Here is a 12483-nt window from a genome sequence, read left to right as displayed (position 1 = left end):
ACCATGGAACAGAATATCCACTTCTACTGCATCGCCCACGCGCCCTCCGCCTGGCAACTGCCCGATTTCATGACCATGATCGGCACCGGCAGCCACGTGCCAGAAAAAGGCATCGCCATGAGCCAGAGCTATCCCGAGCTGGCGATGAAGAACCGCTACCTGGGCGAATACGTGGCCCTGTACGCGATCCGCCGCATGCTGATCGAATCGCAGGCCGAAGGCTTCGTCGGCTTCTGCCACTACCGCCGCTTCGCGCTGACCCAGCCCATCGGCGAACTGCGCGGCTTCAACTACCATGCCCATCCCGACCTGCTGGCGCGCGTGCTGCCCGAGCATTTCTACGGCGACGGCAAGACGCCCATCATCCCGGCCATGGTGACCTTCCAGGGTTCGGTGCTGCGCCAGTACGCCGCCAACGGCATCGCGCGCGACCTGCTGCTTTACTTCGGCGCTGCAATCGACTGCGGCGTCATCACCGACCAGGAAGCCAGCGACTTTCTCAGTCAGAACGCCTTCATCACGGCGCCGACTGTCGCATATATTCCAATCGCGTGGTTTATCGAGATCGTCGGCGCGCTGGAAAAGGTCATGGCGCGCTTCTACCGCTATCATTACATCGAGCGCGAAGGCTATCTGGAACGCAGCATGGCCTTCTGCTGCGAACGTCTGCAAGCCCTGCTGCTGGCCAAGAAGGCCGACGCCTGGGGCTGGGACAAGCTGGTATCGAATCCCCTGGTCCTGCTGAGCGAGCAAGGAGCGCGCAGCTAAATGAAGAAGCCACCCATGATCATCCTGCCTACCAAGCTGGAAGGCTGCTTCCAGATCATTCCCAACATCCTGCGCGATGAACGCGGCCACTTCGTGAAAACCTTCCACGAAGAGCTGTTCCGCGAGCACGGACTGGAAACCGTGTTCCGCGAAGAGTACTACTCCGCCTCGCAGCGCGGCGTGCTGCGCGGCCTGCATTTCCAGACCCCGCCGCAAGACCATACGAAACTGGTCTATTGCGTGCAAGGCGCGGTGCTCGATGCGGCTGTCGACCTGCGCGTCGGCTCGCCCACCTATGGCCAGCACCTGACCATGGAACTGAGCGGCGAGAACGGCCATATGCTGTATCTGGCACCGGGCGTGGCGCACGGCTTCTACACCCTGAGCGCACAGGCGCTGATGATGTACAAGGTCAGCACCGTCTACGCGCCGGCGCACGACAGCGGCATCCTGTGGAACTCGGCCGGCATCGCCTGGCCGGGCGACAATCCGGTGCTGTCGCAGCGCGACCAGGGCTTTGCCGCGCTGGCCGATTTCGCCTCCCCCTTCGTCTATCGCGGGAGCGCGGCATGACTACGCGCTCCGTCCTGCTGACCGGCGCCAGCGGCTTTATCGGCGCGGCGCTGGCGCAGCGGCTGGCGCGCGAAGGCTGGCAGGTGCATCTGCTGCTGCGTCCCGGCTCCGCGCGAGAAGGGCTGGAGCATCCGGCCCTGCACATCCATGAACATGACGGCAGCACGGCGGGGCTGATCGAAATCGTGCGCCAGGCCGCGCCGCAAGGCGTATTCCATCTGGCCTCGCTGTTCCTGGCCCAGCACACGGCGGCCGATGTCGAGCGCCTGATCCAGTCCAATGTGTTGTTCTCCACCCAGCTGGCCGAAGCCATGGCCGCCAACGGCGTCAAGTTGCTGGTGAATGCCGGCACCTCATGGCAGCACTATGAGGACGGCGACTACAACCCGGTCTGCCTGTACGCCGCCACCAAGCAGGCCTTCGAAGCCATCCTGCGCTACTACGCCGAATGCGCCGGGCTGCGCGTCTGCACGCTCAAGCTATTCGACACCTATGGTCCCGGCGACCAGCGCCCCAAGCTGCTGCACCTGCTGAAAAAGACCGCGCAAGCCGGAACGGCGCTGGCCATGTCCCCCGGCGGCCAACTGATCGACCTGGTCTACATCGACGATGTGCTGGACGCCTTCCTGCAGGCCTTCGATCGCCTGCAAAGCGGCGCCCAGGAAGAAGCCATGGCCGCCTACGGCATCTCGAGCGGCGCCCCCCTGCCCTTGAAAGAGCTGGCCGCCCTGTATGCCAAAGTCAGCGGCCTCCCGCTCGACATCGAATGGGGCGGACGTGCCTACCGTCCGCGCGAAGTGATGGTCCCCTGGACTAGCTACCCGCAACTCCCCGGCTGGCACCCCAAAATCAGCCTGGCCGAAGGCATCACCCGCACCCTCGCCGGCTAAGCCCGCCACAACCCTTTGCGCCAAATCAAAAAATGTCCCACCCTGGTGTCAGGCACCAAGGTGGGACATTTGCTGATCTAAATCAAAGAATGTCCTACTCCGGTGCCTGACACCAGGGTGGGACATTGTTTGCGGCAGATCAAACCTTAGGGTTCGCGGATGGATTCGTCGAGGGCTTTGGTGAGCGGCCACAGCAGGTAGGACATGACGCTGCGCTTGCCGACGACGATCTCGGCCGTGACCGTCATGCCGGGCAGCAGGCGGCTTTTGCCTTCCATCTTTTTCAGACGGTTGTTGCCGTAGTCGATGCGGCTCACATAGTAGGCGTCGGTGCCTTGGCCGGGCGTGGCTTGCTCGCGCTTGAAGGAGTCTTCGCTGACGGTGCGGACCTTGCCGTCGAGCGCGCCGTGCTGCTGGAAGGGGAAGGCGTCCAGTTTCAAATGCACCGGGTCGCCGCGCTTGATGTAGCCGATGTCGGCGGAGTCGATCTGCACTTCGGCTTCGAGCTGGGCGCCGAGCGGCACCAGCACGAACATCTGCTCGGCTTCGCGCACCACCGAGCCTTGCGAGAGCTTGCCGACTTCCAGCACGACGGCTTCGGCCGGGGCGGTCAGCTGGACCAGCTGGTGGCGCTTGTCGGCCTTGGCCAGCTGCTCGTTGATGCCGTCGCGGTCGCGCGTGGCGGCCAGCAGGTCTTCCATGGCTTTCTGGCGCCAGCTTTTGTTGAAGGCGGCGCGTTCGGCTTCGGCGGCGGCCAGTTCGCGGCCCAGCTCAATTTCGCGGTTGCGGCCCATGACCATGGTGCGCTCGACCTCGAGACGGCGGTCGCGCGCTTCCAGCAGGTGCATCTTGGCGCCGAAATTCTCGGACAGCAGCTTTTCCTGCATGGCTTCGATCTCGGTCAGCGATTTGACGCGCTGGGCCAGCACTTGCTGGTCGCGGCGGCTGGTCTCGATGCTGGCTTTGAGGCGCTCGATGTTCTGGTCCATCCTGGTGCGCTGGGCCTGGAAATTGCCCTGGCGTTCGGAGGCCAGCTGGCCTTGCAGCACCTGGTCGGCGCTGCCCGTGGCGGTGGCGGCCACCGGTTTGCCTTCCAGTTCGGCGCGCAGGCTGTCGGTCTGGGTGTCGAGGCTGGCCAGGCGGTTGCGCAGCTGCTGCTCGTCGGCCTGGGTGAAGGTGGGGTCGAGCGTGGCCAGCACCTGGCCTTTTTTCACGACCTGGCCGACGCGCACTTCGATGCGCTGCACGATCGAGGTTTCCAGCGGCTGCACAATGATGTTCGGCAGCGGATTGACCAGGCGGCCGTGCGCGCTCACCACCTTTTCGACCTGGGACAGGCTGGCCCAGACGATAAAGGTGACAAAGGCGGCCGTCAGCAGGTGCAGCGTCAAACGCACATAGCGCGGCAGCGGCGAGCGCTCGATGGCGTCGGCGTCGGGCAGGAACTCGATTTCGGTGCCGGCCTCGCGCGATTTCACAGGTGGCTTGTTTGCTGGTTCCATAAGTGCTGATAAGTGTCGCTGCGGGTGAGCAGTTCTTCGTGGCGGCCGGCGTCGACCAGGCGGCCGCGCTGCATCACGAGGATGGAGTCGGCGTTGACCAGGGTCGACAGCCGGTGCGAGATCATCACCACGGTGCGGCCCACGGCGATGCGCGACAGGTTGCGGATAAAGATGGCTTCACTTTCCGGGTCGAGCGCGCTGGCCGCTTCGTCCAGGATCAGGATGCGCGGCTTGGCCAGCAGGGTGCGGGCGATCGAGAGGCGCTGTTTCTGGCCGCCCGAGAGGTTCGATGCATTCTCTTCGAGCAGGGTGTCGTAGCCCTGCGGCAGGCGCTCGATGAATTCGTCGGCGCCGGCCGCCGCCGCCGCTTCGGCGATTTCCTCGAAAGTGGCGTCGGGCTTGGTGACCACCAGGTTTTCGCGCACGGTGCCGCGGAACAGGAAGTTCTCCTGCAGGACGACGCCGATCTGGCGCCGCAAGTGGGCCAGCTCGATCTCGCGCGCGTCGAAGCCGTCGAAGCGCACGATGCCTTCCTGGATATTGTAAAGACCCTGGATCACCTTGGTCAGCGTGGTCTTGCCCGAGCCACTGCGGCCGACGATGCCGACTACGGTGTTCGGTTCGATGGTCAGGCTGGTGCGGTCCAGCGCATTGGTCTGCGAGCCGGGGTAGCGGAAAGTCACGTCCTCGAACTTGATCTGGCCGGTCAGCACCGGACGCAGGCCGCCGGCGCCGGCGCGGCCTTCGGGCGCGCGGTTCATCACCTCGCCCAGCATGCGCACCGAGAGCGCGGTTTCCTGGTATTCGTTGACCAGGCCGACGATGGAGATCAGGGGCTGGGTCACGCGCTGCGACAGCATCTGGAAGGCGATCAGGGCGCCGATCGAGAGGGTCTGGTCGAACACGTCCTGGGCGCCGATGACGATCAGGGTCACGGGCATCATCTTGCCCAGGAAGTCGGTGACGGCGTTGCCGGTGATCGAGATCTGGCCGACGCGGAAGTGCATATTGATCGCCTCGGCCGAGCGCTGGTCCCAGTCGCGGCGCTGGGCCGGCTCGATGGCCAGGGCTTTGACCGTGCGCATGCCGTGGATGGTTTCCACCAGCATGGCCTGGCGCATGCCTTCGGCCGTGTACAGGGCGTTGAGGCGGCGCTGGAAGGTCGGCACCATGGCCATCACCACCCCGGCGATCATGGCGGCGAACAGCAGCACCACCATGGTCAGCTTGAAGGAGTAGGAGAACAGGATGGGCAGGAAGACCAGCAGCGCCAGCAAGTCGAGGCCGGTGAAGAACAGGCGGCCGGTGAGGAAGCTGCGGATTTTCTCCAGCTGCTGCATATGGCGGGTGATGATGCCGGCCGTCGTCGTCTCGAAGTAGTCGATGGGCAGTGACAGCAGGTGGCCGAAGGTGCGCCGCGTCAGCCGCATATCGATCTTGTTGCTGGCGGCCAGGGTCAGCATCTGGCGCAGGAAGCCGAACAGGGCGTCGAAGCAGAGCGCCATGACGATGCCGGCGGCCAGCACCCATAAGGTGCTGATGCTCTGGTGGGTCAGCACCTTGTCGATCACCAACTGGAAGAACATGGGCGAGGCCAAGGACAGCAGGTGCATGGCGATGGCGGCGATCAGGATGTCGCGGAAGGCCGCCTTCTGCTTGAGGATTTCGGGAATGAACCAGCGCAGGCCGAAGGGCTGGTTGGGGTCGGTCAGCTTGTGCTGGCGTTTCAGGAACAGCACTTCGCCGGTCCAGTATTCGGTGAACTGGGCGCGGTCCAGCATCACCACTTCGGCATTGCGGGCGGCCGGATTGAGCACGGCCACCTTGGCGCCGGCGCCGGCGCCGGTGGCGCCGACCACGATCACCATATTCTGGTTTTTCAGGCGGGCCAGCAGCGGAAAGACGCCGCCCTGGGCCAGCAGCTTTTCCCAGCTCAGATTGTCCGATTTGGCTTTCAGGCCAATGTCGTTAGCAATGCGCAGCAGCACGCCGGGAGCGGGTTCCACCGCACCCAGGGCATAGTCGTCGATCAAGCGCTCCGGATTGATCTGCAAGCCGTGATGCTGGGCGACGGCCGTCAGGCACTGGATTGCGGTATGTGGAAATTTTTCGGACATTAGTGAGCTTGGCGCAGTGTTATCGCTCAAGGATTCTACTCTAGGCCGTCAAAAGCAAATGCATGAAAAAAGCGGCAAGACTGGTCGTCTTGCCGCTTTTGATTCCAGGAAACAGGGGGACGGTCCCCCGTCCCCTGCCCGGTTTTGCCCCCGGATGGGGCATTGCTTACTTCTGCGGAGCAGCCAGGAAACCGTGGCCGGCAGCGCTGTTCAGGGCTTTCAGACGCAAGGTTTCTTCGCTGGAAGCCATGTTTTCCGCCCCGTTCGGCTTGTTGGCCGCTTCGAAGCTGCGGATCGCACCGGCCATAGAGGCGGCGTTGGCGGCCACGCTGCTGCCGTTCAGCGCCTGGGCGGCATCCAGCTTCGGCGCTGCCACGGCGGCCGCTTCGTTGCTGAAGGAACCGATCGCTTGCACCAGGCTGCTGACGCTGCTGGTGGCGGCAGCCGGTTTGGCGGCGAACCAGACGTCGGCGGCGGCGTGGGTCTGGCCATCGGTGGTCTCGTAGGTCGAGGTCAGACCCACCAGGTTACCGTTGTTCCAGGACACGTTCTGCTGTGCCTTCAGGTCCAGCTTGGCGATGTTCAGCTCGGCCAGCGATTTCAGCTCGGCCGCCTGGCTCACGCCGTCGGCATTGCCGTCGACCCAGACGCGCAGCTGGCTGAAGGCGCTGTCGGCAGCGCTCAGGACGCCGTCGCCGTTGCTGTCCAGCTCAGCCATGGCCTGATAGCCATTGCCGGCTTTCTGGCCATTGACCAGGGTGGTGCCGGAGCCGAACAGTTCGGAACCATCGTTGATGATGCCGTCGCCGTTGCGGTCCAGGGCCAGCAGGCCGTCGCCGCCGCCCACCCAGCCGGTGTTGAGCTTGCTGCCGTTGGCCAGCAGGTCGAAGTTCACGCCGGCCTCGGTCGACAGGGTCTCGATGCCGTTGCCGTTCAAGTCCAGCACCACCGGGGTGTAGAACGGCGAGGTGAAGGCGTTGATCTGGTCCGAGGTCAGGGCTTGCACCTGGGTCGAGGTCAAGGCGCACACCTGGCTCGAGGTCAGCGCCTTGATCTGGCTGGTCGTGATCGCCTGGATCTGGTCGGTGCTCAGGCCGCGGATGGCCGCAGTTTTCAGCGCGCCGATGTCGGCGGTCTCGATGGCCATCAGCTGGTTGGTGCCCAGGGCCGCAACCTGGTTGCTGCTCAGGGCGCTGATGGCGCTCGACTTCAGGGCCACGATATCGGCTGTTTCCAGCGCGGCGACCGCGGCGGTGCTGAAGGCAGCCAGCTGGGACGAGCTCAGGGCCGAAGCCTGGGTCGTGGTCAGGGCCACCACCTGGTCGGTGGTCAGGCCGCTGGCGATATTGGCCGTGCTCAGGGCGGCGACTTGGGCGGAACCCAGGGCGGCAAACTGGTCGGTGGTCAGGGCAGCGACCTGGGCCGATTTCAGGGCCGTGATGGCGGCCGTTTTCAGGGCGCCGATATCGGCCGTTTCAATCGCAGCCACGGCGCTGGTACCCAGAGCGGCCACCTGGGCGGTGCTCAGCGTACCCACCTGGTTGGACGACAGGGCCACCACTTGGTCGGTGGTCAAGCCCGCTGCCAGCTGGGCCGTGTTCAGCGACGCAACCTGGGCGGTGGACATGGCGCCGATCTGGTTGGTCGTGACGGCGGCGAACTGGCTGGTGCTCAGGGAAGCGATCACCGAGGTTTTCAGCGCCGCCAGGTCGGCCGTTTCCAGGGCGACGATGGCGTCGGTGCCCAGCGCCACCACTTGCTGGCTGTTCAGGGCCGCAGCCTGGTTCGAGGTCAAGGCCACGATCTGGTCGGTGGTCAGGGCCTTGGCCTGGTTACTCGACAGGGCGCCGATCACGGCCGTTTTCAGGGCGGCGAAATCGCCGGTTTCGATGGCTGCCACCGAGCTGGTCGACAAGGCGTTGACTTGGCTCGAGCTCAGGGTCGCGGCCTGGTTGGACGACAAGGCCACGATCTGGTCGGAGTTCAGGCCCACCATGGCGGCGCTGCTCAGGGCGATCACCTGGTTGGTGCTCAGGGCCACGATCTGGTCGGTGGTCAGCGCCTTGGCCTGGTTGCTGCCCAGGGCGGCGATCACCGCGGTTTTCAGCGCGGTCAGATCGCCGGTTTCGATGGCGGCAATCGCGTTGGTCGACAGGGCGTTGACCTGGCCCGAACTCAGGGTCGCGGCCTGGTTGGACGACAGCGCCACCACCTGGTCGGTGCTCAAGGCCGCCATGGCGACGCTGCTCAACGCGGCAACCTGGTTGGTGCTCAGCGCCACGATCTGATCGGTGGTGAAAGCGGCCATCTGCGCCGATTTCAGGGCGGCGATCACATTGGTTTTCAGACCGCCGATGTCGGCCGTTTCAATCGCGGCGACAGCACTAGTACCCAGGGCAGCGAACTGGCCGGTGCTCAGGGCGCCTACTTGGTTGGACGACAAGGCCACCACCTGGTCGGTGCTCAAGCCCGCTGCCAGCTGGGCCGTGTTCAGCGACGCAATCTGCGCGGTGGACATGGCGCCGATCTGGTTGGTGGTGACGGCGGCGAACTGGCTGGTGCTCAGGGAGGCGATCACCGAGGTTTTCAGCGCGGCCAGGTCGGCCGTTTCCAGGGCGACGACGGCGTCGGTACCCAGCGCCACCACTTGCTGGCTGTTCAGGGCCGCGGCCTGGTTCGAAGTCAGGGCCACGATCTGGTCGGTGGTCAGGGCCTTGGTCTGGTTGCTCGACAGGGCGCCGATCACGGCCGTTTTCAGGGCGGCGAAGTCGCCGGTTTCGATGGCGGCAACCGCGTTGGTCGACAGGGCGTTGACTTGGCTCGAGCTCAGGGTCGCGGCCTGGTTGGACGACAGCGCCACCACCTGGTCGGTGCTCAAGCCCCCCATGGCGACGCTGCTCAGGGCCGAAATCTGGTTGGTGCTCAGCGCCACGATCTGGTCGGTAGTGAAAGCGGCCATCTGCGCCGATTTCAGGGCGGCGATCACCGCGGTTTTCAGGCCGCCGATGTCGGCCGTTTCAATCGCAGCCACCGAGCTGGTGCCCAGGGCGGCGAACTGGCCGGTGCTCAGGGCGCCGATCTGGTTGGACGACAGGGCCACCACCTGGTCGGTGGTCAAGCCCGCTGCCAGTTGGGCCGTGTTCAGCGACGCAATCTGCGCGGTGGACATGGCGCCGATCTGGTTGGTGGTGACGGCGGCGAACTGGCTGGTGCTCAGGGCGCCGATCACGGAGGTTTTCAAGGCGAGCAGGTCGGCCGTTTCCAGGGCGACGATGGCGTCGGTGCCCAGACCCGCCACTTGCTGGCTGTTCAGGGCCGCGGCCTGGTTCGAAGTCAGGGCCACGATCTGGTCGGTGGTCAGGGCCTTGGCCTGGTTGCTCGACAGGGCGCCGATCACGGCCGTTTTCAGGGCGGCGAAGTCGCCGGTTTCGATGGCGGCAACCGCGTTGGTCGACAAGGCGTTGACCTGGCTCGAGCTCAGGGTCGCGGCCTGGTTGGACGACAGGGCCACCACCTGGTCGGTGCTCAGCGCCGCCATGGCGACGCTGCTCAGGGCGGTAATCTGGTTGGTGCTCAGCGCCACGATCTGGTCGGTGGTGAAAGCGGCCATCTGCGCCGATTTCAGGGCGGCGATCACATTGGTTTTCAGGCCGCCGATGTCGGCCGTTTCAATCGCGGCCACCGAGTTGCTGCTCAGGGCGGCGAACTGACCGGTGCTCAGAGCGCCGATCTGGTTGGACGACAGGGCCACCACCTGGTCGGTGGTCAAGCCCGCTGCCAGCTGGGCCGTGTTCAGCGACGCAATCTGCGCGGTGGACATGGCGCCGATCTGGTTGGTGGTGACGGCGGCGAACTGGCTGGTGCTCAGGGAAGCGATCACCGAGGTTTTCAGCGCGGCCAGATCGGCCGTTTCCAGGGCGACGATGGCGTCGGTGCCCAGACCCACCACTTGCTGGCTGTTCAGGGCCGCGGCCTGGTTCGAAGTCAGGGCCACGATCTGGTCGGTGGTCAGGGCCTTGGTCTGGTTGCTCGACAGGGCGCCGATCACGGCCGTTTTCAGGGCGGCGAAATCGCCGGTTTCGATGGCGGCAACCGCGTTGGTCGACAGGGCGTTGACTTGGCTCGAGCTCAGGGTCGCGGCCTGGTTGGACGACAGGGCCACCACCTGGTCGGTGGTCAAGCCCGCCATGGCGACGCTGCTCAGGGCGGTAATCTGGTTGGTGCTCAGCGCCACGATCTGGTCGGTGGTGAAAGCGGCCATCTGCGCCGATTTCAGGGCGGCGATCACATTGGTTTTCAGGCCGCCGATGTCGGCCGTTTCAATCGCGGCCACCGAGTTGCTGCTCAGGGCGGCGAACTGACCGGTGCTCAGAGCGCCGATCTGGTTGGACGACAGGGCCACCACCTGGTCGGTGGTCAAGCCCGCTGCCAGCTGGGCCGTGTTCAGCGACGCAACCTGGGCGGTGGACATGGCGCCGATCTGGTTGGTCGTGACGGCGGCGAACTGGCTGGTGCTCAGGGAGGCGATCACCGAGGTTTTCAGCGCGGCCAGGTCGGCCGTTTCCAGGGCGACGATGGCGTCGGTACCCAGCGCCACCACTTGCTGGCTGTTCAGGGCCGCAGCCTGGTTCGAAGTCAGGGCCACGATCTGGTCGGTGGTCAAGGCCTTGGCCTGGCTGCTCGACAGGGCGCCGATCACGGCTGTTTTCAGGGCGGCGAAGTCGCCGGTTTCGATGGCGGCAACCGCGTTGGTCGACAGGGCGTTGACTTGGCTCGAGCTCAGGGTCGCGGCCTGGTTGGACGACAGGGCCACCACCTGGTCGGTGCTCAGCGCCGCCATGGCGACGCTGCTCAGGGCGGTAATCTGGTTGGTGCTCAGCGCCACGATCTGGTCGGTGGTGAACGCAGCCATCTGCGCCGATTTCAGGGCGGCGATCACAGCCGTTTTCAGGCCGCCGATGTCGGCCGTTTCAATCGCGGCCACCGAGCTGGTGCCCAGGGCGGCGAACTGGCCGGTGCTCAGGGCGCCGATCTGGTTGGACGACAGGGCCACCACCTGGTCGGTGGTCAAGCCCGCTGCCAGTTGGGCCGTGTTCAGCGACGCAACCTGCGCGGTGGACATGGCGCCGATCTGGTTGGTGGTGACGGCGGCGAACTGGCTGGTGCTCAGGGCGCCGATCACGGAGGTTTTCAAGGCGAGCAGGTCGGCCGTTTCCAGGGCGACGATGGCGTCGGTGCCCAGACCCGCCACTTGCTGGCTGTTCAGGGCCGCGGCCTGGTTCGAAGTCAGGGCCACGATCTGGTCGGTGGTCAGGGCCTTGGCCTGGTTGCTCGACAGGGCGCCGATCACGGCCGTTTTCAGGGCGGCGAAGTCGCCGGTTTCGATGGCGGCGATGCCGCTGGTCGACAGGGCGTTGACCTGGCTCGAGCTCAGGACCGAAGCTTGGTTGGACGACAGGGCCACGACGTGGTCGGTGCTCAAGCCCACCATGGCGGCGCTGCTCAGCGCGACAACCTGGTTGGTGCTCAGGGCCACGATCTGGTCGGTGGTCAGGGCCTTGGTCTGGTTGCTGCCCAGGGCGCCGATGACGCTGGTTTTCAGGGCGGCGAAGTCGCCGGTTTCAATCGCGGCAATCGCATTGGTCGACAGCGCGTTCACCTGGCTCGAGCTCAGCACGGCAGCCTGGTTGGACGACAGGGCCACCACCTGGTCGGTGCTCAAGCCGGCCGTCGCGGCGCTGCTCAGGGCGGTAACCTGGTTGGTGCTCAGGGCGCCAACCTGGCCGGTGGTCAAGGCCACGACTTGCGCCGATTTCAACGAGGAAATCACGGCCGTTTTCAGGCCGCCGATATCGGCCGTTTCGATGGCGGCGATCGAATTGGTGCTCAGCGACGCGAACTGGCCGGTGCTCAGGGCGCCGACCTGGTCCGAACTCAGGGCTACGATCTGGTCGGTCGTGATGCCGCTGGCCAGGCTGGCGGTGCTCAGCGAGGCAACCTGGGCGGTGCCGAGGGCGCCGATCTGGGTGGTGGTGATGGCCGCCACCTGCGCCGACTTCAGGGCGGCGATATTCGCGGTTTTCAGGGCGGCCAGGTCGGCCGTCTCCAGGGCAACGATATTATTGGTCGAGAGATTGGCAACTTGCAGCGTGGTCAGCGCCCCCGCCTGGTTGGCGGTCAGGGCCACGATCTGGTCCGTGGTCATGTCGGCGGCCATCTGGGCCGTGGTAAACGCCGGCACCTGGTTGGTGGTGAAGGCCTGTATCTGAGTCGTCGTCAGGGCCCGGAACTGGTCCGAGTTCAAGCCGGCGATATCCGAAGTGACCAGCCCGGCGATTTGGGCCGTAGTCAGCTCAGAAATCTGCTTGGTGGACATGCTGGTGACGATACTCATTTTCCATTCTCCTTGGGGTACTGCTACTGAAGTTCTGTCTGGATAAATGGAGATGTCGGCCAAGCCTGCGACTCCACTCTCTATCTACCTGTATTGCTGCCGGGTGTTACTGTTTTTATTTGTTGCCACTCAACTAATTGCGTCGCAGCAAGCCCGCTTTCCATTCTTAACGTCAACAATTAGCTGAACTTTAGCCACGGAAAGTAACAAAAAACCGGGCCGTGATCAGCTGTCGACAG

General features: G+C 64.9%; 6 protein-coding genes. 3 read left to right on the top strand and 3 right to left on the bottom strand.

The features are described 5' to 3' along the window. The first annotated feature begins 3 nt into the window (after positions 1–3). The 3 genes from FHS03_RS02715 to FHS03_RS02705 are packed head-to-tail and all read left to right on the top strand — an operon-like array spanning position 4 to position 2231. Complete coding sequence (locus tag FHS03_RS02715) at positions 4–768, top strand: hypothetical protein (protein WP_183439454.1); 765 nt, start codon at positions 4–6, stop codon at positions 766–768. Positions 769–783: 15 nt separating this feature from the next. After that, positions 784–1341 carry a dTDP-4-dehydrorhamnose 3,5-epimerase gene (gene rfbC / locus FHS03_RS02710; RefSeq protein WP_183439453.1) on the top strand — a complete coding sequence of 186 codons (558 nt, stop codon included), beginning with the start codon at positions 784–786 and terminating at the stop codon, positions 1339–1341. After that, positions 1338–2231, top strand: coding sequence for an NAD-dependent epimerase/dehydratase family protein (locus FHS03_RS02705; RefSeq protein ID WP_183439452.1), 894 nt, complete (start codon positions 1338–1340; stop codon positions 2229–2231). The genes rfbC and FHS03_RS02705 overlap by 4 nt, the downstream gene beginning before the upstream one ends. A gap of 146 nt (positions 2232–2377) precedes the next feature. Here the strand turns inward: FHS03_RS02705 and FHS03_RS02700 are convergent, their stop codons facing one another. The 3 genes from FHS03_RS02700 to FHS03_RS02690 all read right to left on the bottom strand — a co-directional run bounded on the left by FHS03_RS02700 (position 2378) and on the right by FHS03_RS02690 (position 12244). Further along, the gene (locus FHS03_RS02700) at positions 2378–3733 is read right to left on the bottom strand and encodes an HlyD family type I secretion periplasmic adaptor subunit (protein WP_183439451.1); all 1356 of its coding nucleotides are present in this window, start codon (positions 3731–3733) and stop codon (positions 2378–2380) included. Beyond that, on the bottom strand, positions 3706–5850 hold the full coding sequence (locus FHS03_RS02695; protein ID WP_183439450.1) for a peptidase domain-containing ABC transporter: 2145 nt from the start codon (positions 5848–5850) through the stop codon (positions 3706–3708). The genes FHS03_RS02700 and FHS03_RS02695 overlap by 28 nt, the downstream gene beginning before the upstream one ends. A 166-nt stretch (positions 5851–6016) precedes the next feature. Continuing rightward, positions 6017–12244 carry a beta strand repeat-containing protein gene (locus FHS03_RS02690; RefSeq protein ID WP_183439449.1) on the bottom strand — a complete coding sequence of 2076 codons (6228 nt, stop codon included), beginning with the start codon at positions 12242–12244 and terminating at the stop codon, positions 6017–6019. Positions 12245–12483: the final 239 nt, after the last annotated feature.

The organism is Pseudoduganella violacea (genome assembly GCF_014191875.1).
Taxonomy (GTDB): Bacteria; Pseudomonadota; Gammaproteobacteria; order Burkholderiales; family Burkholderiaceae_D; genus Rugamonas; species Rugamonas violacea_A.
The sequence above is the reverse complement of the archived record's forward strand: the minus strand, read 5'-3'. Positions and strand labels throughout refer to the sequence as shown.